This window comes from Proteus genomosp. 4 str. ATCC 51469 (genome assembly GCF_003144375.1).
Lineage (GTDB): Bacteria > Pseudomonadota > Gammaproteobacteria > Enterobacterales > Enterobacteriaceae > Proteus.
Genome location: NZ_PENV01000008.1, coordinates 175,189 through 201,055, shown reverse-complemented (window position 1 = coordinate 201,055; position 25,867 = coordinate 175,189). Strand labels below are relative to the sequence as shown.

The 25,867-nt window shown below is 38.7% G+C and carries 24 protein-coding genes and 1 pseudogene; 13 read left to right on the top strand and 12 right to left on the bottom strand.

The window, feature by feature from the left end:
- The 7 genes and pseudogenes from DK866_RS09945 to DK866_RS09915 all read left to right on the top strand — a co-directional run.
- Window positions 1–781 (top strand): annotated as a pseudogene (locus DK866_RS09945) (electron transport complex subunit RsxC); the annotation flags it as partial.
- 6 nt (window positions 782–787) lie between these two features.
- A complete protein-coding gene (gene rsxD / locus DK866_RS09940) occupies window positions 788–1,864 on the top strand; it encodes an electron transport complex subunit RsxD (protein ID WP_109408770.1) in 1,077 nt (358 codons plus the stop codon).
- 18 nt (window positions 1,865–1,882) lie between these two features.
- Window positions 1,883–2,509, top strand: coding sequence for an electron transport complex subunit RsxG (gene rsxG / locus DK866_RS09935; protein WP_109408769.1), 627 nt, complete (start codon window positions 1,883–1,885; stop codon window positions 2,507–2,509).
- Window position 2,510: 1 nt separating this feature from the next.
- Window positions 2,511–3,215: an electron transport complex subunit E gene (locus DK866_RS09930; protein WP_036937069.1), complete on the top strand. Its 705-nt coding sequence runs from the start codon at window positions 2,511–2,513 to the stop codon at window positions 3,213–3,215.
- A 12-nt stretch (window positions 3,216–3,227) separates the two neighbouring features.
- Entirely contained in the window at window positions 3,228–3,866 is a 639-nt protein-coding gene (gene nth / locus DK866_RS09925; protein ID WP_109408768.1) for an endonuclease III, read from the top strand.
- Between the two features lie 113 nt (window positions 3,867–3,979).
- On the top strand, window positions 3,980–5,926 hold the full coding sequence (locus tag DK866_RS09920) for an exoribonuclease II (protein ID WP_109408767.1): 1,947 nt from the start codon (window positions 3,980–3,982) through the stop codon (window positions 5,924–5,926).
- A gap of 186 nt (window positions 5,927–6,112) precedes the next feature.
- Complete coding sequence (locus DK866_RS09915; protein WP_109408766.1) at window positions 6,113–6,661, top strand: RNA 2'-phosphotransferase; 549 nt, start codon at window positions 6,113–6,115, stop codon at window positions 6,659–6,661.
- Window positions 6,662–6,733: 72 nt separating this feature from the next.
- Here DK866_RS09915 and DK866_RS09910 read toward each other — a convergent pair whose 3' ends face one another.
- The 6 genes from DK866_RS09910 to pgpB form a co-directional block, all read right to left on the bottom strand.
- The gene (locus DK866_RS09910; protein ID WP_109408765.1) at window positions 6,734–7,144 is read right to left on the bottom strand and encodes a hypothetical protein; all 411 of its coding nucleotides are present in this window, start codon (window positions 7,142–7,144) and stop codon (window positions 6,734–6,736) included.
- 105 nt (window positions 7,145–7,249) lie between these two features.
- The gene (gene yciH / locus DK866_RS09905) at window positions 7,250–7,573 is read right to left on the bottom strand and encodes a stress response translation initiation inhibitor YciH (protein ID WP_072068012.1); all 324 of its coding nucleotides are present in this window, start codon (window positions 7,571–7,573) and stop codon (window positions 7,250–7,252) included.
- Between the two features lie 77 nt (window positions 7,574–7,650).
- A complete protein-coding gene (gene pyrF / locus DK866_RS09900; RefSeq protein ID WP_109408764.1) occupies window positions 7,651–8,379 on the bottom strand; it encodes an orotidine-5'-phosphate decarboxylase in 729 nt (242 codons plus the stop codon).
- Between the two features lie 45 nt (window positions 8,380–8,424).
- Window positions 8,425–9,594, bottom strand: a complete 1,170-nt coding sequence (lapB, locus tag DK866_RS09895) for a lipopolysaccharide assembly protein LapB (RefSeq protein WP_109408763.1) — start codon at window positions 9,592–9,594, stop codon at window positions 8,425–8,427.
- Window positions 9,595–9,606: 12 nt separating this feature from the next.
- The gene (locus DK866_RS09890; RefSeq protein WP_109408762.1) at window positions 9,607–9,924 is read right to left on the bottom strand and encodes a LapA family protein; all 318 of its coding nucleotides are present in this window, start codon (window positions 9,922–9,924) and stop codon (window positions 9,607–9,609) included.
- Between the two features lie 159 nt (window positions 9,925–10,083).
- The gene (pgpB, locus tag DK866_RS09885) at window positions 10,084–10,803 is read right to left on the bottom strand and encodes a phosphatidylglycerophosphatase B (RefSeq protein WP_109408761.1); all 720 of its coding nucleotides are present in this window, start codon (window positions 10,801–10,803) and stop codon (window positions 10,084–10,086) included.
- 266 nt (window positions 10,804–11,069) lie between these two features.
- Here pgpB and ribA point away from each other — a divergent pair, with 266 nt between their 5' ends.
- A complete protein-coding gene (gene ribA / locus DK866_RS09880; protein WP_075672080.1) occupies window positions 11,070–11,669 on the top strand; it encodes a GTP cyclohydrolase II in 600 nt (199 codons plus the stop codon).
- A 251-nt stretch (window positions 11,670–11,920) separates the two neighbouring features.
- On the top strand, window positions 11,921–12,736 hold the full coding sequence (nlpA, locus tag DK866_RS09875) for a lipoprotein NlpA (protein ID WP_109408760.1): 816 nt from the start codon (window positions 11,921–11,923) through the stop codon (window positions 12,734–12,736).
- 97 nt (window positions 12,737–12,833) lie between these two features.
- Here nlpA and acnA read toward each other — a convergent pair whose 3' ends face one another.
- Window positions 12,834–15,506: an aconitate hydratase AcnA gene (acnA, locus tag DK866_RS09870; protein WP_109408759.1), complete on the bottom strand. Its 2,673-nt coding sequence runs from the start codon at window positions 15,504–15,506 to the stop codon at window positions 12,834–12,836.
- Between the two features lie 219 nt (window positions 15,507–15,725).
- On the opposite strand from acnA, the gene DK866_RS09865 reads away from it, so the two are divergent.
- The gene (locus DK866_RS09865; protein ID WP_109408758.1) at window positions 15,726–16,556 is read left to right on the top strand and encodes a hypothetical protein; all 831 of its coding nucleotides are present in this window, start codon (window positions 15,726–15,728) and stop codon (window positions 16,554–16,556) included.
- Between the two features lie 60 nt (window positions 16,557–16,616).
- On the opposite strand, the gene cysB is transcribed toward DK866_RS09865, so the two are convergent.
- The 3 genes from cysB to topA form a co-directional block, all read right to left on the bottom strand.
- On the bottom strand, window positions 16,617–17,591 hold the full coding sequence (gene cysB, locus DK866_RS09860; RefSeq protein WP_109408757.1) for an HTH-type transcriptional regulator CysB: 975 nt from the start codon (window positions 17,589–17,591) through the stop codon (window positions 16,617–16,619).
- Between the two features lie 238 nt (window positions 17,592–17,829).
- A complete protein-coding gene (sodC, locus tag DK866_RS09855; protein WP_109408756.1) occupies window positions 17,830–18,354 on the bottom strand; it encodes a superoxide dismutase family protein in 525 nt (174 codons plus the stop codon).
- Window positions 18,355–18,511: 157 nt separating this feature from the next.
- Window positions 18,512–21,109 (bottom strand): type I DNA topoisomerase, encoded by a 2,598-nt coding sequence (gene topA / locus DK866_RS09850; RefSeq protein WP_109408755.1) that lies wholly within the window; start codon window positions 21,107–21,109, stop codon window positions 18,512–18,514.
- Between the two features lie 307 nt (window positions 21,110–21,416).
- On the opposite strand from topA, the gene DK866_RS09845 reads away from it, so the two are divergent.
- Window positions 21,417–21,665: a YciN family protein gene (locus DK866_RS09845; RefSeq protein WP_072068001.1), complete on the top strand. Its 249-nt coding sequence runs from the start codon at window positions 21,417–21,419 to the stop codon at window positions 21,663–21,665.
- Between the two features lie 480 nt (window positions 21,666–22,145).
- Here DK866_RS09845 and sohB read toward each other — a convergent pair whose 3' ends face one another.
- Window positions 22,146–23,192: a protease SohB gene (sohB, locus tag DK866_RS09840; RefSeq protein WP_109408754.1), complete on the bottom strand. Its 1,047-nt coding sequence runs from the start codon at window positions 23,190–23,192 to the stop codon at window positions 22,146–22,148.
- 213 nt (window positions 23,193–23,405) lie between these two features.
- Between sohB and DK866_RS09835 the strand changes: the two genes are divergently transcribed.
- Together DK866_RS09835 and cobO are read left to right on the top strand one after the other, a co-directional pair.
- Entirely contained in the window at window positions 23,406–24,167 is a 762-nt protein-coding gene (locus DK866_RS09835; protein ID WP_176694681.1) for a YciK family oxidoreductase, read from the top strand.
- 19 nt (window positions 24,168–24,186) lie between these two features.
- Window positions 24,187–24,777: a cob(I)yrinic acid a,c-diamide adenosyltransferase gene (gene cobO / locus DK866_RS09830; protein WP_109408753.1), complete on the top strand. Its 591-nt coding sequence runs from the start codon at window positions 24,187–24,189 to the stop codon at window positions 24,775–24,777.
- A gap of 45 nt (window positions 24,778–24,822) precedes the next feature.
- Here the strand turns inward: cobO and DK866_RS09825 are convergent, their stop codons facing one another.
- The gene (locus DK866_RS09825) at window positions 24,823–25,770 is read right to left on the bottom strand and encodes a hypothetical protein (protein WP_109408752.1); all 948 of its coding nucleotides are present in this window, start codon (window positions 25,768–25,770) and stop codon (window positions 24,823–24,825) included.
- Window positions 25,771–25,867: the final 97 nt, after the last annotated feature.

Below are 25,867 nucleotides of genomic sequence, written 5' to 3'. Positions count from 1 at the left end.
ACAGCAAGCTTCTCAAGCAACGCCAACCGTTGAAGCTCCTGTTGAAAGCGCCAAAGCCGAAGATGTCGATCCGCGCAAAGCAGCTGTTGCGGCCGCACTGGCTCGTGTGAAAGCCAAAAAAGCACAGCAAGTTTCTCAAGCAACACCAACCGTTGAAGCTCCTGTTGAAAGCGCTGAAACCGAAGATGTCGATCCACGCAAAGCTGCTGTTGCGGCCGCTATTGCCAGAGTAAAAGCGAAAAAAGAACAGCAAGCTTCTCAAGCAACGCCAACCGTTGAAGCTCCTGTTGAAAGCGCCAAAGCCGGAGATGTCGATCCACGCAAAGCTGCTGTTGCGGCCGCTATTGCCAGAGTAAAAGCGAAAAAAGAACAGCAAGCTTCTCAAGCAACACCAGCCGTTGAAGCTCCTGTTGAAAGCGTCAAAGCCGAAGATGTCGATCCGCGCAAAGCAGCTGTTGCGGCCGCTATTGCCAGAGTAAAAGCGAAAAAAGCACAGCCAGCTTCTCAAGCAACGCCAACCGTTGAAGCTCCTGTTGAAAGCGCCAAAGCCGAAGATGTCGATCCGCGCAAAGCAGCCGTTGCGGCCGCTATTGCCAGAGTAAAAGCGAAAAAAGAACAGCAAGCTTCTCAAGCAACACCAGCCGTTGAAGCTCCTGTTGAAAGCGCCAAAGCCGAAGATGTCGATCCGCGCAAAGCAGCCGTTGCGGCAGCTATTGCCAGAGTAAAAGCGAAAAAAGAAGCCGAACAACGTCGAGCTAAAGAAGAAGTTACCTTGGATTAATCACAGATGAAATTTAGACCGATACAAAATAACAACAGTAAATTAAAAATTGCTAGTTCCCCTTTTACGCATAATCAGCAATCCACCAGCCAAGTTATGCTATGGGTTACATTAGCGGCATTACCGGGGATCATCAGTCAGATCTATTTTTTTGGTTTAGGCACTATTTACCAAATTATATTAGCCATCATCGTTGCGCTTGTGGCTGAAACTGTATGCGTAAAACTCAAAAAAGAAGATCCATTACTTTACCTTAAAGATAATTCCGCACTGCTTACTGGTGTATTGCTCGCAATTAGCATTCCGCCTTTGGCACCATGGTGGATCATTGTTTTAGGTACCTTTGTTGCTGTCGTTATCGCAAAACATATTTATGGCGGTTTAGGGCAAAATCCATTTAACCCCGCAATGGTAGGTTATGTAGTTTTACTTATCTCATTCCCAGTGCAAATGACATCGTGGATGCCTCCTGTTGAATTACAAGCAGTCTCTTACAATGTCATGGACAGTTTAAGTATCTTCTTTACAGGTCATACATCATCAGGCTTAACACTTGAAGATTTAAGACGTTCTGTTGATGGCATTACACAAGCTACACCTCTTGATAGTTTTAAAACTGGATTATTAACTCATTCTATTGATGAAGTGTTAGCGACACCTATTTTACAAGGTGAGTTTGCTGGCATTGGATGGCAATGGGTGAATGTAGCTTATTTAGTTGGTGGATTAGTTCTGCTCTATAAACGCATTATTAGCTGGCATATCCCTGTTGCGATGATCTCAATGTTAGCCTTATGTTCAGTTATTAGTTGGGGTATCGATCCTACTCGTTACTCGCAACCCCTATTACAAATCTTCTCAGGGGCAACAATGTTAGGGGCTTTCTTCATAGCGACTGATCCTGTAAGTGCCTCTACAACCCCTAAAGGTCGTTTAATTTATGCGGGAATGATTGGTTTATTAGTTTGGGTTATCCGTGTTTATGGTGGATATCCAGACGCTGTTGCCTTTTCAGTATTACTTGCCAATATCGCTGTACCTTTAATCGATAGCTATACACGCCCTCGTGTTTATGGGCATTAATGTGCCAAGGAGAAAATGATGATCGAAATCTTAAAACGTCATGGGCTAACATTAGCTGTCTTTGCGGCTTGTACAACAGGTTTAACCGCTGTGGTATACCACTTAACCGCAGATACCATTGCAGAGCAAGTGGCTATAGAAAAACAAAAATTATTGGATCAGGTGATCCCTCAAGCAATGTATGACAATGAACTTTCTAAAGATTGTTATCTACTTACAGCACCTGAATTGGGAAATTCAAAACCTCATAAACTTTATGTCGCACGTTTAGAAGGTAAACCCGTTGCAGCGGCTTTAGAATCTACCGCGCCAGATGGCTATTCAGGTGCAATTGAACTTCTTGTTGGCGCTGACTTTAAAGGCAACGTTCTAGGTGTTCGTGTAACCGCACATAACGAAACTCCTGGTCTGGGTGATAAAATTGAGACACGCATTTCCGATTGGATCACAACACTGAGTCATAAATTCATTTCCGGTGAAAACGATCCACATTGGGCGGTAAAAAAAGATGGCGGCGATTTTGATCAATTTACAGGTGCGACGATTACCCCCCGCGCTGTCGTTAACTCATCAAAACGCACAGCATGGCTAATACAATCATTACCAGAGAAGTTAGAAACACTCTCTGTCTGTGAGGCGAATTAATATGAACTCCATTAAAACGCTCTTTGCTCAAGGGTTATGGACAAACAACTCAGCCCTAGTGCAATTACTTGGTCTATGCCCTTTACTGGCGGTTTCCTCTACAGCAACTAACGCGCTAGGCTTAGGACTTGCGACAACATTAGTGCTATTTTGCACCAATGTGGCAGTTTCAAGTTTACGTCGTTGGGTTCCTTCTGAAATTCGTATCCCAATTTATGTTATGATAATCGCGTCTGTCGTCAGTGCTGTGCAATTACTGATCAACGCATACGCCTATGGTTTATACCAATCGTTGGGGATCTTTATTCCATTAATAGTCACCAACTGTATTGTTATTGGCCGTGCTGAAGCCTTCGCAGCTAAAAATGAAGTCTTTCCTTCTGCCATTGATGGTTTAGCTATGGGATTAGGGGCAACAGCCGCACTCTTTGTGTTAGGCGCGATCCGTGAAATTTTAGGTAACGGAACATTATTTGACGGTGCAGATTTACTGTTAGGTGAATGGGCTCAAGTATTAAGAATCGAAATAGTTCATTTAGATTCACCCTTCTTACTTGCCATTTTACCGCCAGGTGCTTTTATCGGTTTAGGCTTTATGTTAGCGGGAAAATACCTTATCGATGAAAGACAGAAAAAGCGCAGTGCTTCGACAATGAAAACTTATGAAAAAGAACAAGGCTGTGGTAGTCATATCGTTAAAAATTAATTTGTGAGCATAATGAATCAAGCAAAACGTATTGAAATTCTAACTCGGTTGCGTGATAACAATCCGCAACCTACGACAGAGCTAAAATTTGACTCTCCGTTTGAACTATTGATCTCCGTGTTACTCTCTGCACAAGCGACCGATGTGAGTGTCAATAAGGCAACTGCTAAACTTTATCCAGTTGCCAACACACCACAAGCTATCCTGAATTTAGGGGTGGATGGACTTAAGAAATACATTAAAACCATTGGCCTATATAATACCAAAGCTGAAAATGTGATTAAGACCTGTCAAATCTTGGTGGATAAACATCACAGCGAGGTTCCTGAAAACAGAGAAGCCCTTGAAGCTTTGCCTGGTGTTGGTCGCAAAACTGCAAATGTTGTTTTAAATACTGCATTTGGCTGGCCAACAATTGCTGTCGATACACATATCTTTAGAGTGAGTAATCGTACAGGCTTTGCCCCTGGCAAGAATGTCAATGAAGTTGAGCAAAAACTATTAAAGGTTGTTCCGGCAGAATTTAAAGTTGATTGCCATCACTGGCTTATTCTTCATGGTCGTTATACCTGTATTGCACGAAAACCACGGTGTGGCTCTTGTATTATTGAAGATCTGTGTGAATTTAAAGAAAAAACAGATCCTGAATAAAAATTTACCGATTTGTCTGTTTTTCTGATGCAATATTACTTGCGTCGCTACGCACAATCGAATAAAACTATTGCCCACTTTTATTATTAAAACTGCCGACTTTCCGGAAAAATATGTTTCAAGACAATCCGCTGCTTGCACAGCTAAAACAGCAACTCCATGCCCAAACACCGCGCGTGGAAGGCCTTGTAAAGGGAACAGATAAAGGCTTTGGCTTCCTTGAAGTTGATGGTCAGAAAAGCTATTTTATTCCCCCTCCGCAAATGAAAAAAGTGATGCACGGTGACCGTGTAATTGCCGCTGTTCATACCAATAACGACAAAGAATCAGTTGAACCTGAAGAATTAGTTGAGCCCTTTTTAACTCGTTTTGTCGGCCGTATTCAGAGAAAAGAGGGTGATAACCGCCTGTGGATAATACCAGACCATCCTCTACTAAAAGATGCAATTCCTTGCCGTCCGGCTCAAGGTTTAACCCATAACTTTGTCGATCAAGATTGGGCTGTTGCGGTTATGCGCCGTCACCCACTTAATAAAGGTGATAAAGGTTTTCAGGCAGAAATCACCGACTATATTACAGATAAAGACGATCACTTTGCCCCTTGGTGGGTAACCTTAATGCGTCATCAACTTGAGCGTGATGCACCAGAAATGGGCAACGAAGCACTTACATTACATGATGCATTACCTCGTGAAGATCTGACTTCTCTCTCCTTTGTCACTATTGATAGTGCATCAACAGAAGACATGGATGACGCACTCTTTATTCGTAAAGAAGAGAACGGTCAATTAACGCTATTTATCGCCATTGCCGATCCTACGGCTTATATTTTGCCGAATAGTGAATTAGATAAAATTGCGGCACAACGCGCACTAACTAACTATCTACCGGGCTTTAACATCCCAATGTTGCCTCGTGAGCTATCTGATAACATTTGCTCATTACGCCCTAATGAAAAGCGCCCCGCATTAGTCTGCCAAGTCAGCATTGCACAAGATGGTGCATTACATGAAGATATTCACTTCTATTCTGCATGGGTAGAATCAAAAGCCAAACTGGTTTACGACCATATTTCAGATTGGTTAGAAGGCGCTAACAGCGATTGGAAACCAGAGAATGACATCGTTCATGAACAAGTAATGTTATTAAAAGAGATGTGTGAAAAACGTCATGAATGGCGTGAGAAACATGCTCTGGTCTTTAAAGAACGCCCTGATTACCGCTTTATTCTCGATGAAGGTGGTAATGTGTTAGATATCGTGGCTGAAAATCGTCGTATTGCAAATCGCATTGTCGAAGAAGCAATGATCACAGCCAATATCTGTGCAGCTAAAGTGCTGGCGAAAAACTTAGGCTTCGGTGTTTATAACGTTCACACTGGTTTTGATCCACTTTATATCGATCAAGTTGTACAAACTTTAAAAGATAATGGCATTGAAACCACTTCTGAAAGTTTGTTAACCCTTGAAGGTTTCTGCCAATTACGTCGTGAGCTAGATAACCAACCTAATCAATTCCTTGATAGCCGTATTCGTCGTTACCAAAACTTTGCTGAAATCAAATCAGAGCCAGGCCCACACTTTGGTTTAGGACTGGAAGCTTACGCAACATGGACATCACCGATCCGTAAATACAGTGATATTTTAAATCACCGTTTACTAAAAGCGATTATCAGTAAAGAGCCTGCTGAAAAGCCACAAGAAGAAGATGGTATTCGTATTGCAGAACGCCGTCGTGCTAATCGTATGGCTGAACGAGATGTGGGTGATTGGTTATATGCACGTTTCTTAAAACCTTTTACGGGTACTGAAACACCATTTAACGCTGAAATTATCGATATTACACGTGGTGGTATTCGCGTTCGCTTAGTTGAAAATGGCGCAGTAGCCTTTATCCCGGCTCCTTTCTTACATGCTGTGCGTGATGAAATTCAATGCAGTCAAGAAACGGGTACAGTAATTGTGAAAGGTGAAAGTGCTTATAAACTCAATGATATCATTCCTGTTCGCATCGAAGATGTAAAACTTGAAACTCGTAATATCGTTGCTCGCCCTATCTAATTAGTCTGTAGTCGGTATACAATAAAGCTGATGGTTCATTTTGAGCCATCAGTTTTTTTATGCCTATTATCTTTGCTAGACATAACACTAGAAATTTAAAGGGAATAAAAAGGGAATATTTTTATGGTATTAAGGAAATAAAACACTCAGACCATAAATTTAGTAAATAACAAATGGATTGAATTAATGAAAGATAAAGTACAGATTAGCCGTTTTTTAAGCTATATATTACGACACTCCCCTGAAAGTATTGGTTTATCACTTGATGAGCAAGGATGGGGTGAAATATCACAATTGATCTTGTTAGCGCAGAAAAAAGGCACACAACTAACCCTTGAACTGATTAACGATGTAGTTAAAACGAATGATAAAAAGCGTTTCGCTATTTCAGAAAATGGGCTTTTTATTCGTGCCGTTCAAGGGCACTCTCTTAAGACTACGGTTGATTACCAAGCTATTACTCCTCCTAAAATACTTTATCACGGTACAGCGACTCGTTTTATCGACAGTATTTTTAATCAAGGTTTAATACCGAATGGTCGCCAATATGTTCATCTATCACAAGATTATAAAACAGCAGTGAACGTCGGCAATCGTCATGGAAAAGCCGTTGTTTTAATTGTTGATAGTGAAAAAATGTTTAGTGAAGGTTTTGAATTTTATCAGGCTGATAATGGCGTATGGTTAACGCTGTCCGTGCCTGTGAAATATCTAAAAATCGAAGAGAAAGAATAGAATGAAATATAAACAAGTAGGTGACATTGTCACCTATAATTTTGCTTATGGTGTTCTCTGTTTGACTAATACTTAATCAGGATGACCTATGATGGTTATTTTAGTGCCCTTCTGATCTTCTTCTAATAATATTTCGGTAAAACCACCTGCAAACTGCTGTTCTATTATTAATTTTTTGGGGTTTTCCCAATTATAGTCCACAGAAACGGCATCATTAGTGTACTCTTTTTGGATGTTATTATTCACTCTAATGACTTTTTCAAGATAAGCTTCATCGTGTTCGCTCACATATTTTTTATACGCATCAGTGATTGAAAGTCCAGTATAAATACAGTTGGTTATTGCCCCATGCTCGTAAACTTCATCCATTGTCTGCTCTGGTGAAGAACAATATTTATCATGGACAATCACTTTATCTATTTTGCTTTCTGCCAAAAGCATAGAAGAATACAACAACGTTACAATCATCAAATACGCTTTCATAAAACACCTTTAAAAAGACATCTATTAATAACAATAAAAAATGCGCTAATCTCAATAGAAAATCAGCGCACCCTTATTCATTTCATTGCTATCTAGCTAGCTAAATCAGCCACCAGCCAGTTTAACTTTCATTCCTTTGGCTTCTAATAGCGATTTAATTAAATCACGTTTATCACCTTGGATCTCAATTAAACCGTCTTTTACACTACCACCACAGCCACATTTTTTCTTTAGTTCTGCGGCAAGTTTGGCTAGCTCTGCATCATCCAGATCGATACCTGAAACAACACAAACACCCTTACCTTTACGCCCACTAGTTTGACGCTGAATACGCACAATACCATCACCGACAGGACGTACAGGCTTTTGTTCTTCTTCTTTAATGCGACCCGCATCTGTGGAATAAACCAAACGAGAGTTATTATCCATGTTAATTACATACCTTGTATATATTCGTCATACTATTAAGATGCAGTGTATTGTCACTTAGCTACATCTTGAGTTATTTAGAGTATAGAACGATTAATTTGTTGCAACGTTTCAAGAGGATTATCACTACGTGTAATAGGACGTCCAATCACCATATAATCAACCCCTGCTGCAATGGCTTGTTCTGGCGTCATAACTCGACGCTGATCACCAACATCACTTCCTGCAGGGCGAATACCTGGTGTCACTAATAAGAAATCATCACCACAAACTTGTTTAAAACGTGTAGCTTCATGTGCAGAGCAAACAACACCATCAAGGCCACAAGATTTTGTCAGTAACGCCAAGCGCTCAGCTTGTTCTGCGGGTGTTAATGTTATACCCAATTCAATCAAATCAGACTGATCCATACTCGTTAACACTGTTACTGCTGTTAAAAGTGGTGCGTCTTTGCCATAGGATACAAGGCTTTCTTTAGCTGCACGCATCATGCGACTGCCACCACTTGCATGTACGTTCACCATCCATACACCTAAATCAGCCGCAGCTGCAACGGCTCTTGCAACTGTATTTGGAATATCATGAAATTTTAGATCCAAGAAAATGTCAAAACCGTCTTTTTGTAACTGCGTAACAAATTGAGGGCCAAAACGGGTAAACATCTCTTTACCAATTTTTAAACGGCAAGATGAGGGATCGATACGTTGTGCAAAATCTAATGCACTTTTTTGATCTTCATAGTCTAATGCCACAATAACGGGCGCGCAGGTGAACTCGGGCGATTTTTTATCACAATGAAATGACATTTTAGGGCCTTTATTTATAAAGAGACTATTAAAAAAGTGACATCGTCACTGACCATCTAAACCGCGAATAGGTTTAACGGTATCCCATGAACGACAGGATGGACAATGCCAATATAATGCATGAGAGGTAAAACCACATTTATGGCAACGATAATCTGGTTTGGTACGAATTTGTTCACCAACCATATAACGCAATAAAATAAGACTTTCTTTAGCTCGACCTTCTTCTGCTTCAGCTAAATGGTAACGCATTAAGCGATAGAAAAGTCGCATTGTAGGATGGCGTTCTAATTGGCGGTTAATATAAAGCTGAGCAGCTTCAATACCTTCTTTGGCTTCAATGATATCTGCAAGGTAGAGTTCAGCAATAGCACCGCTATTACTATCAACACATTGGCGTAAATACGCCTCCCAACGAGAATTATCTTCTTGCGTCTGAAAACATTCAAAAAGCATAGGTAATGTTTCACTTACCATCTCTTTATCTTGCTCAATAACTTTCATCAGCACTTCAATGGCTTTTTGTTTCTCATCACGAGCAATATAAATACGACCATACATAATTGAAACACGAGCACAGAGGGGATCTGCTTGGCCTGCTTTTTGTAGAAAATTAAGTGCACTATCAAGATTATCACTACTCATTTCTTGAAGTGCCAACTCACAGTAAAAATGTGATATTTGTTCTTTTAATTCATGCTGACCTAATTTTACTAATTTTTCAGCTGTTTCGATGGCTTTGCCCCAATCACTTGTTAACTGGTAAATAGCCAGCAAAGATTGTAACGCACTTTGGCGAAACTCTTGCTCATCAATAAGTTGCTGAAACATATTTTCAGCTCGATCGTAAACTCCCGCAGCAACATAGTCACGGCCAAGTTGTTGAACAGCTAGGAGACGTTGATCAAAAGAAAGCGCTGCACTTTCCATTAAGGATTGGTGAATACGAATTGCGCGTTCAACTTCACCACGAGAGCGGAAAAGATTGCCTAACGTAAGATGTGCCTCAAAAGCAGAACTATCTTCTTTAAGCATTTCAAGGAAGAGATCAACAGCTTTATCTTGTTGATCCGAAAGTAAGAAGTTAACACCCGCCACGTATTCTCGTGACAGGCGATCGGCATTCTGCTGTTTATCCTGTTGGGCGCCACGACGCCCCATATACCAGCCGTAAGCTGCCGCGACAGGTAGTAACAGAAACAGCAATTCTAGCATCAGCTATCGTCCTTATTTCGTAGCAGAAGCAACCGTTGGGCGACTTTCTTGGCTTTCTTGTTTGGTTTGAGCGCTTTCAAGACGTTTAATTTTACGTTTTGCTCGGCCTAGTGATAAACGGGCGCGCAAATAGAAAACACCACTCACAATCCAACCAAGAACAAAGCCGACACCAAACAGTGTGGCTAACAAGGTAGAAATACGATATTCCCCTTGAGCAATAAGGTAATTGAATGTGACTACCTGATCGTTATTTGAGCCTAAAGTCATGGCAATGACCACGATGGCAAAAACAAGAATAACCAAAATAAAAAGTAGGACTTTTTTCACATTATTTCCTTTTTTATTCTCTTTTCTTTAGTGGACAGATAAAGGTAGCATTTTCACTGCGCACAAAGAAAGTCATTTCTTAGAATCAACTGATTTTCGTATATTTTTTCACATAAATACTGAAAAAGACATTCTGTATCTCAAAAATAAGGGCTATCGTCAGGATTTGAGTAATAAACGTCGCTCAATCACCTTAAATGCACACCAAACCAGCATAGTACTTATAAGAATACCCACAATCACGTCAGATGCCCAGTGCATTCCCAACACAATACGCCCTACAGTGACATCGATTCCCCATAATAACCCGAGTGTTGCTAAAAAATAATGACTGCGCAACATAAAAAGGACAAAAACAAACAAGGCGAGTGTTGCTGCAAATAAGCTATGTCCGGATGGAAAAGCATAACCCGTTTCCGCTTTCCAATGTTTAAGTTGCCATGCGGGGATCATAGGGGAATTTGCCAATCCATTTTGGAGTAATTGTTCCCGCGCTGATCTGGGAACTTGATAAAACGCCTCTGGTGTAATGTGTAAATTGTCACTGACCCAAACAACATAAGGACGAGGTTCTTTGACTGTATTTTTAACTGCAACCTTAACTAACTGCCCAATGGCTAAGGTCGCAACAATTATCACGGCTAATTGAATAAAATTATTACGTTTTAATTTCAAAACCATAAACAGTAATACTAAAAACACAATAACGCTAATGGCTCCCCAAGGTTTCGCTGCACTGTCTGCTATCCACAATGTGCTAATTCCCCCTAAAGGGTGATCAGTCGGTTGCCATTGCCAACCCAGCATTAATACTACACTAGGTATGATTAAGAGTAATATACTGCCTAATAAAATTAATTTTGTTATCTTCTTATTCAATATATCGACCCTTCTCAAATACAAACACTGTCTTTCGTTTATCTTTAAAGTTTATCAGTATAAACGATGCTCGTTTAGCAATAAATCATTATGCAATAAGGCTCAAAATCTGATAATTTGTAGTGGTGTGAATTTATAAGTGTGTGTTATCCCATTTCCTTGCCTATCAGACATGGAAACATTTCAGTGTTTTATTTCTCTTTGTTCTCGTTATAAAGTGTATAATCTTGAGCGAGAGTTTCACCTGAAATTATGAGTCAAAAATAATGAAATTAAGACGTATCGCAGAAGCAAAACTACCTACTCCTTTTGGTGAGTTTTTAATGGTCGGTTTTGAAGAAATCGCAACAGGTAAAGATCACGTCGCCCTAGTCTATGGCGATATCTCAGGCTCAGAGCCTGTATTATCTCGTATTCATTCAGAATGCTTAACGGGTGATGCCTTATTTAGTTTGCGTTGTGACTGTGGTTTCCAACTTGAAGCTGCACTTTCACAAATAAGCAAAGCGGGTCGTGGTGTCTTACTTTATCATCGCCAAGAAGGCCGTAATATTGGCTTACTAAATAAAATCAGAGCTTATGCATTACAAGATAAAGGGTTAGATACTGTTGAAGCAAACCTCGAATTAGGTTTTAAAGCTGACGAACGTGATTTTACCCTTTGTGCTGACATGTATAATCTATTAGGTGTTCATGAGGTGCGGTTATTAACCAATAATCCGAAAAAAATTGAAATCATGAAAGCCGCAGGTATTAATGTTATCGAGCGAGTTCCTCTGATTGTCGGACGTAATCCAAGTAATGCTCATTATCTTGATACCAAAGCCGATAAAATGGGACATCTTTTATTTAAGAAAGCGCAATAATAAAGTAACAGCACAGCATTAATAATTTTCAAATCCGAGTCTGAGTTGCTCGGATTTTTATTTAGCTCTTTTTATTCTATTACCTTGTAAATTCATTCTTTATCTATTTTTCTTTGCTTATATTTCCTTCTTTTTTACAGATCATTCGTCATTAAATTATATCATGTGAAAATTTGTCATATGCGATTTCATTGACTATCTATCTGATTCTAAGTTATTTATTAATAAATAAATTTTGATAGGAAAACATTATGCCATTACATTTTTCTGGTAGGATTTTCGGCGCGCTATTATTAGTGGGAACATTATTAACAGGCTGTGATAATAGTGATAAAAACAGCTATTCAATCAAAGTTGGTGTGATCAATGGCGCTGAACAAGATGTGGCTGAAATTGCCAAAAAAGTCGCTAAAGAAAAATATGGTTTAGAGGTTGAATTAGTGGGTTTTAGTGGCTCATTATTACCTAATGATCCCACAGCAAATAAAGAATTAGATGCGAATGTTTTTCAGCATCGCCCTTTTCTTGCTCAAGATAATCAATCTCGGGGTTATAATTTAGTGGCTGTGGGCAATACCTTTGTTTTTCCTATGGCCGGCTATTCAACAAAAATCAAACACCCTTCTGAATTAAAATCTGGCGATACCATTGCAGTTCCTAACGATCCAACCAACTTGGGCCGAGCTTTACTGTTATTAGATAAAGAAAAACTTATCACATTAAAACCAAATAGTGGCTTGTTACCTACTGCCATCGATATTATTGATAATCCTCTTAAATTAAAAATTATGGAGTTAGAAGGCGCACAGTTACCACGAGTGTTAAACGATCCGAAAGTCACCGTTGCCATTATTAGTACCACTTACATCCAACAAATTAATTTATCTCCGACAAAAGACAGTATTTTTATTGAAGATAAAAACTCGCCTTACACCAATATTATAGTGGCAAGAGAAGACAACAAAGACGCTAATAATGTGCGTGATTTTATCAAGGCTTATCAATCCCCCGAAGTTGCAACAGCCGCCGAAACTATTTTTAATGGTGGTGCAGTTCAGGGTTGGTAAAAATTTATTAGCTTTTTTATGGCAGACTCCACTTAAGCAACCTAAAAAAACGCCCCATTTTTATAATGAGGCGTTTAGCAATATCAATAAGACCTAATTAAAGCATATTACGAATAACATAATGTAATATGCCACCATGTTGGAAATAAGCGAGTTCGGTTTGTGTATCAATACGGCAACGCGCCATAATAGTTTCAGTGCGATTATCCGCAAAAGTAATATTAACCGCGACATCTTGACCTGGTGTTAATGCATTAAGCCCAGTGATCTCAATTTTCTCATCACCGTTTAATCCTAATGTTTGACGTGTAACACCAGCTGGGAATTCTAACGGTAAAACCCCCATACCAATTAAGTTAGAACGATGAATACGTTCAAAAGAACCCGCAATCACGACACGAACACCTAATAAACGCGTTCCTTTTGCTGCCCAGTCACGGCTAGAGCCTGAACCATACTCACTCCCTGCAATGATCGCCAATGGAGTATTTTCTTGCTGGTAGCGCATTGCAGCATCATAAATTGCTAACGTTTCCCCCGTTGGAATATGTTTGGTAAAACCACCTTCAATTCCCGGTACCATTTCATTACGAATACGAATATTGGCAAAGGTGCCTCGCATCATAACTTCATGGTTACCACGTCGAGAGCCATAGGAGTTAAAATCTTTCGGTTCTACCCCATGCTCACGCAAATAACGTCCAGCGGGACTATCAGCTTTAATATTTCCAGCAGGTGAAATATGGTCAGTTGTTACCGAATCACCTAAAATTGCCAAGATACTGGCTTGGTGAATATCGTTAATTGGTGCTGGCGTTTTTGTCATTCCTTTAAAGAAAGGAGGATGACGAATATAAGTAGAATCTGCCTGCCAAGTATACACTGGCGTATTTTGTGTTTTCAGTGATTTCCACGTCTCATCTCCTTCAAACACCGCAGAGTACTCTTTATGGAACATCTCTGTTTTCACTTTTTCAACAGCATCCGCAATTGCTTTACTGTCAGGCCAAATATCTTTTAAGTAAACAGGGTTACCCTGCTTATCTTTACCTAAAGGTTCTTTAGTAAGATCGATACTCATATTCCCTGACAATGCATAAGCAACCACCAGCGGAGGCGAAGCTAACCAGTTAGTTTTTACTAGAGGATGAATTCGACCTTCAAAGTTACGGTTACCTGATAATATCGCTGCAATAGTTAAATCATTGTCTTTAATTGCGCTTTCAATCGGTGCTAATAAAGGCCCAGAGTTACCAATACAAGTCGTGCAACCGTAACCCACAAGATTAAAACCTAACTCATCAAGATAAGGCGTTAATCCCGCTAAATTAAGGTAATCTGTGACCACTTTAGAGCCGGGAGCTAAAGAAGATTTTACCCAAGGTTTACGCTGTAATCCCTTTTCTACCGCATTTTTAGCCAGTAACCCCGCGGCCATTAAGACATTCGGGTTTGAAGTATTAGTACAAGATGTGATCGCTGCAATCACGACAGCACCATCAGTTAACTCAAATTCAGGGTAATCATCAATTTTTACTTGAGGAAACTGCGCCAGTGGTTTCTTATTGGTTTCAAGATCTACTGCCGCTTTAAATGCATTAGGAACACTTGCTAAATTCACTCTATCTTGAGGACGTTTAGGCCCAGCTAGGCTTGCTTCAACTGTTCCCATATCAAGGGATAATGTAGAGGTAAAGATAGGCTCATCACCAGCATGACGCCATAAACCTTGCTCTTTACTATAAGCTTCAACTAAAGCGATTTCTTGCTCTTCTCGCCCAGTTAAACGCAAATAATCAAGCGTAATATTGTCTATTGGGAAAAAGCCACATGTTGCTCCGTATTCTGGCGACATATTCGCTATCGTTGCTCGATCAGCTAAAGGTAATGAGGCTAAACCATCTCCGTAAAACTCAACAAATTTTCCTACTACACCATGGGCTCGTAACATTTGAGTGACAGTAAGTACAAGATCTGTTGCAGTAATACCTTCTCGTAGTTTGCCTGTCAGTTTAAAACCAACAACATCAGGAATAAGCATTGAAATAGGCTGACCTAACATTGCAGCTTCAGCTTCAATACCTCCAACTCCCCAGCCTAAAACACCAAGACCATTAATCATGGTGGTGTGAGAATCTGTTCCTACTAAGGTATCTGGATAAGCTACATAACGGCCATTTTTTTCTTCAGACCAGATAGCTTTACCTAAATACTCAAGGTTTACTTGATGGCAAATCCCTGTTCCTGGTGGCACAACACGAAAACGTTCAAACGATTGCTGCCCCCAACGCAAGAAAAGGTAACGTTCATAGTTACGTTCCATTTCTATTTCAACGTTTTCAGCAAATGCATTTTTACTTGCGTATTCATCAACCATCACAGAGTGATCAATAACTAAATCAACGGGCGATAATGGATTGACCTTTTCCACCTGTCCGCCTAATGATTTTACGGCTTCTCGCATTGCAGCTAAGTCAACAACAGCAGGTACACCTGTAAAGTCCTGCATTAAAACCCTTGCTGGTCGATAAGCTATTTCACGAGATGCATGGGCTGTTTTTTGCCAATCAACTAACGCCTTAATATCATCTTCAACAACCGTATCATTATCGAGATAACGTACTAAATTTTCTAACAGTACCTTCAGAGATTTAGGAAGACGGGTAATATCGCCTAATTGACGAGCAACTTCAGTAAGGCGGTAATACTCATATTCACGAGATCCAACTAAGAGCGTGGAATGGCTCTCTTTTTTCAAGTGTAACGACATAGCTCCTCCTTCTTATTTTTATACTGACAGCATGTTTAAACCATCAAAATAGGTAAGGTTATCTATTAAACATATCATATAACTCATAATTTCGCTTAAGGATCACACGATTTGTTAACGTAATGTTATGGCTGTCATGGTGTTAATAAATTTTAGTCTCAAGGTTTTCATCTAATTAGGATTTAATAACGGAGGTATAACTGTGAAAGGATAATATTTATGAATAATAAACAATCTGAGTTACTAAAGAATATAATAACTGCCGATCGTTACTTTGCTGAACCTATCAAACCTCCTTTTCCGCAAACTTTATCGATAAACTCATTACATTCTCAAAATCTAAAAGATACTGAAGGTCTGGTGCAATTTATCATCGCCTCACCAAAATTGTTTGAAGAATTCGAAATAGAAAAAATGTCACAACTTAAAAATATTCAAATTGGACTAATTTCTATCATAGCGAACCATCTGGCCGCATTAAAAAAAGAAGACAATGAAGCCTATTATCGTCCTGAACATTGGTTAGAGACGCTGAATCATCTTCCTCTTTTAGGGCACAATAAGGTGGAAACGAAAAAACTCCATAAACAGACATTTGATTTTTCTGTTGCTCAAGCTTTTATTCAGTTATTACTTGGTACAGCAATTAATGCCACTTCACCTGCTTTAGGTGAATTTATTGATTTTTTACGTACTCAAGGCCAAAAAATAGAAATTGGATTACGACAATCATTAGATAGTTATCAAACAATAACCATTGCAGGAGTGACCGAGATCCTTAATCATAATAACCACCTTATTTTTGTACCTAAGTTAAAAATCTTGAGCTTACGTTTTTCATATCAATCTGCAAAAATGCTTCTTGCTAGTTGTATTGGACGTAAATTTACGGTGTCCTTAGAGTACAGCACGATCACCTCTATCTTTGATGCTAACGCACTGGATGATCCGAAAATTAATCAACAATTTTATGATTTTTTAAATAAGTATCGTCAACTAAGCATTACAAAGTCAGACGCTTTCTTTAGTGGGGATTTTTATTTGAAATAAGTTATACGGAGTTAAGATTGATGATTACGCTTGAAGGCGGGAATTACCCGCCTTTCAGTATTACACTAATGGCAATTCAATATCTTTAAATAGCTCTTCAATTTCTTCATGTGTTCGCAATGTAACGGCTTGTTCAATTAAATTACGAGTTAAATGTGGAGCGAAACGCCACATAAAGTCATACATGTAACCACGTAAGAAACCACTACGGCGGAATGCAATTTTAGTGGTGCTATAGCTAAATTTATCTCGCATATCAATCGCCACTAAATCACTGTCTAGCACAGGATCAAACGCCATACTAGCAATTACACCAATACCTAAATGTAATCTTACATACGTTTTAATGACATCAGCATCTGTTGCAGTGAAAACAATTTTAGGTTTTAAACCTACTTTGCCAAAAGCATCATCGAGATCAGAACGCCCTGTAAAACCTTGGGTATAAGTCACGATGTCGTAACAAGAAAGCTCTTTCAGTGTGACTTCTCTTTTTTGTGCTAAAGGATGATCTTTAGGAACCACCACAATACGGTTCCAACGATAACAAGGTAGCATCACTAAATCGTTATAAAGATGCAGTGACTCTGTCGCAATAGCGAAATCACTTTTACCTCTGCAAACATCTTCAGCTATTTGTGTTGGTGAACCTTGATTCATATGTAATGAAACATCAGGGTAGCGCTCAATAAAGCCTTTTATCACAGGTGGCAATACATAACGAGCTTGAGTATGTGTTGTTGCAATAGACAGCGAACCTCTGTCTGGATAAGTATGTTCACCAGCTGCAGATCGAATGGCTTCTGTTTTCGACAATATTTCTCTAGACAGCCTAACAATCTCTTCACCTGCGGGTGTCACATGCGTTAAATGTTTACCACTACGAGAAAATATTTGTATACCTAATTCATCTTCTAACATGCGGATCTGCTTACTTATCCCCGGTTGAGATGTATACAAACGCTCTGCCGTGGTTGATACATTTAAATCGTTATTCACCACTTCAACGATATAACGCAACTGTTGTAATTTCATAGAGAGGCTATCCCTTCAACAAAAGACTTATTATTCCGTTATTCTATTTATATTCATATAACTAAAAGGAATAATAAAGATGTAATATATAACCACTATATCACTTATTTCATTTCGGTCTAACGTAATTAATAGGGTTATTTAGGTTTTGTTATATCGAATAGTTATAAGCTATAAATAAGTATAAAAAAAGCTGACTCGATGTCAGCTTTTATTTCAGAACAATAATGGCCTTAGATTATTTAATAACACCGCATGCCATTCTTGCACCACCACCGCCAAGTGCTTCTGGATTATCTGAATAGTTATCACCACCGACATGCACCATTATGGCTTTATCTTTCACTTGCTCAAGTTTAGTCAGTTTTGGCGCTAATACTGCGTAATCAGCAACGCCTTTATCATTAACAACCAATCCAGGTAAATCACCTAAGTGCCCTTCTTTATTATAAGGTCCCAAGTGAACACCGGTTTTTTCCGGATCTAAATGACCACCGGCTTTTAAAGCAGGAACAGGTTTACCCTCTTTCATATCTGGCTCACAAGAGCCATTAGCATGAATATGAAAACCATGCACACCAGGTGTTAATCCTGTCAATTTTGGCGTAAATAACAGTCCATAATCGGTTTCAGTGATGGTAACAACACCAATATCATTACCTGCACCTGTAGGAAGTGCTTCTTTTAACGTGACATCTAATGTGGCCGCACTCGCCACTGAGGTGAAGAGTAAACCAGAGAGTAACAAAGGCATCAGTTTCATAGTATCTCCGTCTTATTATTAGCAAAGTAAAATATCAGACAAATAGAAATTAACCACTTACACTGTTTCAATGTACATTAATTAGCATATCTTCTTCATGCAAAAAAAGCGACTAACTCTCATTAGTCGCTTTTTTATTTATCGAGTGATGCCAATATTATTTGGTTTTTTCAACCCATTTACCATCGACATAAAACGCAGACCAACCCGTTGCTTTGCCATCTTTTTCAGAAGAAACATATTGTTGTTTAGTTTTACGACTAAACCGCACAATAGTTGGATTTCCTTCTGGATCAGCCACAGGCGCTTCAGCTAAATAGCGCATTTTCTCTGCTAATCTGTCTTTAAAGCGAACCAATTCTTCTACTTTTGGTGCGCGCGTTTCTCTTGATTTAGGGAAGGTATTTGCGGCTAAGAATACACCCGCGGCACCATCACGTAAGACAAAATACGCATCAGATTTTTCACATGGTAACTCAGGAAGCGGTACAGGATCTTCCTTTGGTGGCGCAATTTCACCACTTTTTAAGATTTTACGGGTATTTTTACATTCATCATTAGTGCAACCCATGTATTTACCAAAACGCCCCATTTTCAGGTGCATTTCAGAGCCACATTTATCACACTCAATAACAGGCCCTTCGTAACCTTTTAAGCGGAATTCACCCTCTTCAACTTCATAACCATCACATGCAGGGTTATTACCACAAACATGTAATTTACGATGCGTGTCAATCAGGTAACTGTCCATTGCAGTACCACATTTCGGGCAACGGCGACGAGCTCGTAATGCGTTAGTTTCTGCATCTTCCCCTTCCAGAATATTCAATAATTCATCTTCAGGAATAAGGTTAATAGTCTGTTTACAACGTTCTTTGGGCGGTAATGCGTAACCTGAACATCCCAAGAATACCCCTGTTGTCGCCGTTCTAATTCCCATATGACGAGAACAAGTTGGGCACTCAATAGAAGTGATTACCATTGGATTTGGTCGCATTCCTCCTTCTTCTGGATCTTTTTCAGCAACTTCTAATTGCTGACTAAAATCAGTAAAGAATGCATCTAATACCGCTTTCCAATTTTCTTCGTTGTTTGCAACATGGTCGAGGTGATCTTCCATTTGCGCAGTGAAATCGTAATTCATTAAATCGCTAAAATTCTCTTCTAAGCGATCTGTGACAATTTCACCCATTTTTTCTGCATAAAAACGGCGGTTTTCAACTTTTACATAACCACGATCTTGAATAGTGGAAATAATAGACGCATAAGTTGAAGGACGGCCAATACCGCGTTTTTCTAATTCTTTAACTAAAGTCGCTTCGCTAAAACGTGCTGGTGGCTTAGTAAAGTGTTGAGTCGGTTCTAATTCAGCTAAAGCCAATTTCGCCCCTACATCAACAGCCGGCAACGTTTTATCTTCATCTTTATTACGCATTGCAGGCATCACTTTCGTCCAACCCGCAAAACGTAAAGTACGGCCTTTAGCACGTAATTTATAATCACCTGATTCGACAGTTAATGTCGTTGAATCATATTTTGCTGGTGTCATTTGACACGCCACAAATTGATTCCAAATTAGTTGATATAATCGTTTGGCATCGTTATCCATATCTTTTAAAGATTCTGCGATAACGTTGACATCCGAAGGACGAATAGCTTCGTGCGCTTCTTGCGAATTTTCTTTGCTCGAATAAACATTTGGTTCTTTCGGCAAATACTTAGCACCAAATTGCTCGCTAATATAATCACGCGCCATTTGAATTGCATCCTGACTTAAGTTAGTCGAGTCAGTACGCATATAGGTAATATAACCAGCTTCATAAAGGCGTTGAGCTAGCATCATTGTCTTTTTCACACCAAAACTTAAACGCGTACTGGCCGCTTGTTGTAAAGTTGATGTGATAAGTGGTGCGCTTGGCTTGCTTGATGTTGGTCTATCTTCACGATCTTTTACTGTGAAGGTTGCATTTTTTAATGCATTAACCGCAACCTGTGTTTCATCAGATGAAACTGGATTGAAGGCTTTATCATTATAATGCGTGACTTCCATACGCAATGGTTGTTCATCAGGTGTTAATAATGATGCGTGTAACTGCCAATATTCTTCAGGAACAAAGGCCTTAATTTCACGTTCACGCTCAACCAATAGACGAACAGCTACAGATTGCACTCGGCCCGCAGATAATCCACGAGCGACTTTTTTCCAAAGTAAAGGTGAAACCATATAGCCCACAACACGATCCATAAAACGACGTGCTTGTTGCGCGTTAACGCGGTCTATATTTAACTCACCTGGAGTTTGAAAAGCTTGTGTAATGGCATTTTTCGTGATTTCGTTAAAAACCACTCGACTAAATCTTTCATCATCACCGCCGATAACTTCGCGTAAATGCCACGCGATAGCTTCTCCTTCGCGGTCAAGGTCCGTTGCGAGATAGACATGATCAGCTTTATCAGCCAATGCTTTTAGTTCAGCCACAACCTTTTCTTTGCCGGGTAGAATTTGATAGTTCGCATTCCACCCATTATAAGGATCGATTCCCATACGGCTGACTAAGGCTGATTTCTCATCCTTTTTAACTTTTTTCACGCCTTTCGTGGCGGATGAGTTTTCGCTCTTCTGGCTGCCAGAACCACTCTTGGGCAAATCACGAATGTGACCCACGCTAGATTTAACTACGTAGTCATTGCCAAGATATTTATTGATCGTTTTGGCTTTTGCCGGGGACTCCACGATTACAAGAGCTTTACCCATAATTACCTTTACCTAATTAAACTTTGTTATGACGGTATTGTTTAATACCCTCAACTAAAAAAATGTTTAAAATCTCTTTTTTATATTGCGTTAGTTTTGCAATATATCAACCTGTTTTTATTCAAAGCTTTTGTTTGAGCTCAAAACTCATTACTTTTTTTGAGGTATTTTAATCACCTCACTGCTTTGATCGGGCAACGGGCAAATTATATTTGCTACATATAGCGTAGCTAAGCTTTTAAAAATGCCACACTCTACCTGATAAAAAGTGAGGCGCAACAAATTATTTTTCTAAGGAGCACAGATTATGTCAACACAAACTACACCTATTACAACAGAGATGCTACTTGAAAAAGCGAATAAAATCATATGCGAACATGAAGATTATTTACAAGGTATGCATGCAGATTCTGTTGAACAAAAAGGTAATGTCCTCGTATTTAAAGGTGAATTTTTTTTAGATGAGCAAGGTTTACCTACGGCAAAAAGCACTGCGGCTTTTAATATGTTTAAGCATTTAGCACATGTGCTATCAGATAAGTATCATTTAGAATAATCGCCATTAGGATTATTTCACACTTAATCTCACTATCGAGAAAGAGAAGTTACTTGCCAGTTATTGTTTTTCCAATAAAAATAACTGGCATAAAAAATCACATTTAAAGAATAAAAATGCAAAAACAGAGGGCTATTTATTATTCTCCTATATTTAGGATTACACTCACCTATTAATACAATCAGTAATATCAATTATTTTTATTTTGTTTTTACCGCTATATTGATACTTCCTAGAAAGAGGAAATATTTACCCTGTTGTTGTTAAGCAATATCAATTATTTCTTTGATTGCCAGTGAATACTTCACTGGCTTTTTTTTGCCTTACAGCAATACGATTTGCCAATAAAGCATCAAAATATCTGTTTGAAAAATTCAAGAAGTATTGATGAACAAGAAGGGAAAATGACAGCGATACCAAGCTTTAGGTTTTAAATTCTCGGTATCGCTAATAAAGCTTAATTTTGTGTACTCAGGTGGGTTATAGCAATGGTTTCTTGCTTCTTTGAACCCAGCGCATCATCAATTTATCAACGCTTTCCATTGCACCACTTGTAACACGTTCAACCATTTTCTTTTTAAGAATATATCGAACAGAAAAGACTTCATAGTCGTTAATGTGATTAATTAACCAATCATCACTCACACCAACTTCATCAATTAAGCCTTTATTCAATGCTTCTGTGCCATACCAATATTCTCCAGTAGCGACACTATCAATATCAAGTTGAGGGCGATATTTATGTACAAAAGCTTTAAATAACAGGTGTGTTTCATTTAAATCTTGTTTAAATTTCTCACGACCTTCTTCTGTGTTTTCACCCAATAAAGTTAATGTACGTTTATATTCACCAGCAGTATGTAACTCAACATCAATGTCGTTTTTCTTAAGCAATCGGTGAATGTTAGGGATTTGAGCAACGACACCAATTGAGCCAATAATCGCAAAAGGTGCTGCGACGATTTTATCAGCCACACAAGCCATCATATACCCACCACTTGCAGCGACTTTATCGACAACTGCAGTAAGTTTAATACCTTTTTCTTTTAAACGTGTTAATTGCGCGGCTGCTAGTCCATATCCGTGAACCATGCCACCAGGGCTTTCTAAACGGAGTAAAACTTCATCACCAGTTTGGGCAACAGAAAGGATGGCACTGATCTCTTCACGTAATGCACCCACTTCATGAGCATCCATACTACCGTTGAAATCAAGAACATATAAACAAGGTTTTACAACGCCTTTCTTACCTTCTTTCGCATTGTTTTTACTTTGTTTATTTTCTTTTTTCTGCTGTTTTTTAAACGCTTTGTACCAGACCTTTAATTCAGCATCGTCCATTCTCGCTTGTTGCATTACTCGCTGTTTTTCTTCATAAGCTTCAGCAAGATCTGTCACTTTTAACGTGCCTTTTCGATTTTGCTTCTTATTTCCAATAACGATAAAAAACAACACAATAGCGATAATAGCCACGACAACTGTGGCAATCTCTGCTAAAAACAGTCCATATTGTAAAATATACTCCACAAAGACCTCTTTTTAAGGTTAATAACACTGACTAAAACCAATATGCCTAGTTTAACGAAATTCTGCTTTAGCGCTAGTCACAAAGGCATAATTATGGGTAACACCATAAAAAAGTCAGCTATAAATTGTAAACAAAAAACTAGACTAAACTGGTCGCTAGACAAATAAGACGTTACACTTTATTTACTTTTTACTAGACAGGATATCAATATGTTGCAATATCAACCGGATCATAGCGTGCTAAAAGATAAAATTATTCTAGTAACTGGTGCTGGTGATGGCATAGGAAAAGAAGCCGCACTAACTTATGCGCAATATGGCGCAACACTTATCTTATTAGGCCGTACTTTATCAAAACTTGAAGATGTTCAAGAAGAAATCATTACATCAGGTGGACAACAACCCATGTTGTATCCCCTTGATTTACTTACAGCAACGGAAAACGATTTTCAGCAATTTGCTGATACACTTGTTAAACGCTTTCCTCACCTTGATGGTGTGCTACAAAATGCAGGTCTGCTAGGTGTTGTTGAACCTATCATTAATCAACCAAGTAACCTTTGGCATGATGTTATGCAAGTTAATGTCAATGCGACATTCATGCTGACCAAAGCACTGCTACCTTTAATGCTAAAAGCCCCTCATGCAAGTCTTATTCTCACCACATCCAGCGTGGGTCGCCAAGGTCGTTACGGTTGGGGTGCTTATTCTGTTTCCAAATTCGCAACAGAAGGCTTTATGCAGGTACTCAATGAAGAATATAACGACAGCACCTTACGAATTAACTGCATTAATCCTGGTGGCACTCGTACCGCAATGAGAGCCAGTGCATTTCCTGATGAAAATGCACAAAAGCTAAAAACACCTAAAGACTTGATGCCGTTATATCTCTACCTGATGAGTGATGACAGCATTGATGTGAAAGGACAATCTTTAGATGCCCAACCAGGCCGTAAAGCAGGCCCTGCTGAATAATGTAAATTCGAGGTCAAAAATGAATGATGCACAACACCAAAAACGCCAACAACGCTTAAAAGAGAAAGTAGATACCCGAATTGAGCAAGCTCAACGAGAACAAGGTATTTTGATGATCTTTACAGGTAATGGTAAAGGTAAAACGACAGCAGCAATGGGTACAGCAACACGTGCTGTTGGTCATCAAAAAAAGGTCGGTGTTGTGCAGTTTATTAAAGGAACATGGGAAAACGGTGAACGTAATTTATTAGAGCAATTTGGTGTGCCTTTTTATGTCATGGAGACAGGCTTTACTTGGGAAACTCAAGATAAAAGTGCCGATACAACGGCTTGTTTAAATACATGGCAATATGCACTCAAACTGCTTAACAACCCAGAGTATGATTTAGTTATCCTTGATGAAATAACTTATATGATTAGCTTTAACTATTTACCATTAGATGAGGTTATTTCAGCGATTAGCTCTCGCCCTGCACACCAAAACGTTATTATTACAGGAAGAGGCTGCCATAGAAAATTAATTGAGTTAGCTGATACAGTGACAGAAATGCGGCCTATCAAACATGCTTTTGATAGTGGGATAAAAGCACAAAAAGGTATAGATTGGTAATAATTACCTATTGTCTTTTTAATCACATAAAAAGTGAATAATTATTTATATTAAAGCAGGCTCACTTAATATACCTGCACCAAATATACGTCCTGTTTCATTTATCAGTTTGAAATAAGCCTCTTTATCATCAAATATATCATTTCGTATCTGCTGACTATAAACTATAGCCATTGCCATTACATGAAAATGATATTGATTATAGTAATTTATCTTTTCACTTGGATCACGAGAAGCTAAATAGGAATTGGTTATTTTATAAATATTTTTAGCTTCTTTAAGCATCTCACTATTATTAAACGTAATATTACTTATTGTCGGTATAAAATCATCTGTCCGCGTGTTCTCATTATTTATCCAGTTATATTTATTTTGCTCCTTATGCGCTTCTAATAAAGATGCTTCAGAATAAACATGAATGTCATATGGTTTTTTTGATAAAAAATCTTGAAATTCGGATTGGGAAAAACACTTAGTTAATACATTTCCCATTCTCTTATTATCCCAATCAGATAAATACGTTGTAATAGGTTTATTTAAAGGAATTTCACACTGAAAGATATTATTATCAATGAATGTGGCATCAGAGCTATTAATAGCCCCACTCACAAGCTGTCCATCAATCCAAATGGAACGAGTTGTTAAGTATAAGTGTTCGTCATTTTCTTTAGGTGAAAAAGCAGAGGTAAAACTATAGTAAATATCCCTAGATGGATTAATTATCCCCCCATGATTACCAGGATAAATCATAAAAATTTTCTTTTCTCCATCAGCATCAACTAATACATGTTTTCCATTCTCTAATTTTATTTCTTTTACTTCACCTGTATTAAGCCAAAAAGAATTTTCATCAATTTGAAAGACTAACGGTACGGTTTTATTGTTACTGATATAAAACACGCCAGATTGTGAGTTTGAGTTAGCTGCTGGCTCACAACCCGTAGTAAGAGTAGTCGCACATAATATTGTTGTTAAATAAAAAAAACGATGCATATATCGCGTATACCTTATTGTAAAATATACAAACAAAATATTATTTTAATAAAAATGACATCTTATCTTATTAATCTATGCATCATAGTTTTATTTA

Bases quoted from the DNA above. Each gene is read 5' to 3' on its own strand.
- DK866_RS09865 (WP_109408758.1), top strand. From the start codon at position 15,726: ATGAATAATAAACAATCTGAGTTACTAAAGAATATAATAACTGCCGAT.
- lapB (WP_109408763.1), bottom strand. From the start codon at position 9,594: ATGCTAGAATTGCTGTTTCTGTTACTACCTGTCGCGGCAGCTTACGGC.
- DK866_RS09920 (WP_109408767.1), top strand. From the start codon at position 3,980: ATGTTTCAAGACAATCCGCTGCTTGCACAGCTAAAACAGCAACTCCAT.
- sodC (WP_109408756.1), bottom strand. From the start codon at position 18,354: ATGAAACTGATGCCTTTGTTACTCTCTGGTTTACTCTTCACCTCAGTG.
- acnA (WP_109408759.1), bottom strand. From the start codon at position 15,506: ATGTCGTTACACTTGAAAAAAGAGAGCCATTCCACGCTCTTAGTTGGA.
- rsxG (WP_109408769.1), top strand. From the start codon at position 1,883: ATGATCGAAATCTTAAAACGTCATGGGCTAACATTAGCTGTCTTTGCG.
- DK866_RS09825 (WP_109408752.1), bottom strand. From the start codon at position 25,770: ATGCATCGTTTTTTTTATTTAACAACAATATTATGTGCGACTACTCTT.
- nth (WP_109408768.1), top strand. From the start codon at position 3,228: ATGAATCAAGCAAAACGTATTGAAATTCTAACTCGGTTGCGTGATAAC.
- yciH (WP_072068012.1), bottom strand. From the start codon at position 7,573: ATGGATAATAACTCTCGTTTGGTTTATTCCACAGATGCGGGTCGCATT.
- ribA (WP_075672080.1), top strand. From the start codon at position 11,070: ATGAAATTAAGACGTATCGCAGAAGCAAAACTACCTACTCCTTTTGGT.
- rsxD (WP_109408770.1), top strand. From the start codon at position 788: ATGAAATTTAGACCGATACAAAATAACAACAGTAAATTAAAAATTGCT.
- DK866_RS09910 (WP_109408765.1), bottom strand. From the start codon at position 7,144: ATGAAAGCGTATTTGATGATTGTAACGTTGTTGTATTCTTCTATGCTT.
- cysB (WP_109408757.1), bottom strand. From the start codon at position 17,591: ATGAAATTACAACAGTTGCGTTATATCGTTGAAGTGGTGAATAACGAT.
- topA (WP_109408755.1), bottom strand. From the start codon at position 21,109: ATGGGTAAAGCTCTTGTAATCGTGGAGTCCCCGGCAAAAGCCAAAACG.
- nlpA (WP_109408760.1), top strand. From the start codon at position 11,921: ATGCCATTACATTTTTCTGGTAGGATTTTCGGCGCGCTATTATTAGTG.
- DK866_RS09915 (WP_109408766.1), top strand. From the start codon at position 6,113: ATGAAAGATAAAGTACAGATTAGCCGTTTTTTAAGCTATATATTACGA.
- DK866_RS09930 (WP_036937069.1), top strand. From the start codon at position 2,511: ATGAACTCCATTAAAACGCTCTTTGCTCAAGGGTTATGGACAAACAAC.
- cobO (WP_109408753.1), top strand. From the start codon at position 24,187: ATGAATGATGCACAACACCAAAAACGCCAACAACGCTTAAAAGAGAAA.
- DK866_RS09845 (WP_072068001.1), top strand. From the start codon at position 21,417: ATGTCAACACAAACTACACCTATTACAACAGAGATGCTACTTGAAAAA.
- pyrF (WP_109408764.1), bottom strand. From the start codon at position 8,379: ATGTCATTTCATTGTGATAAAAAATCGCCCGAGTTCACCTGCGCGCCC.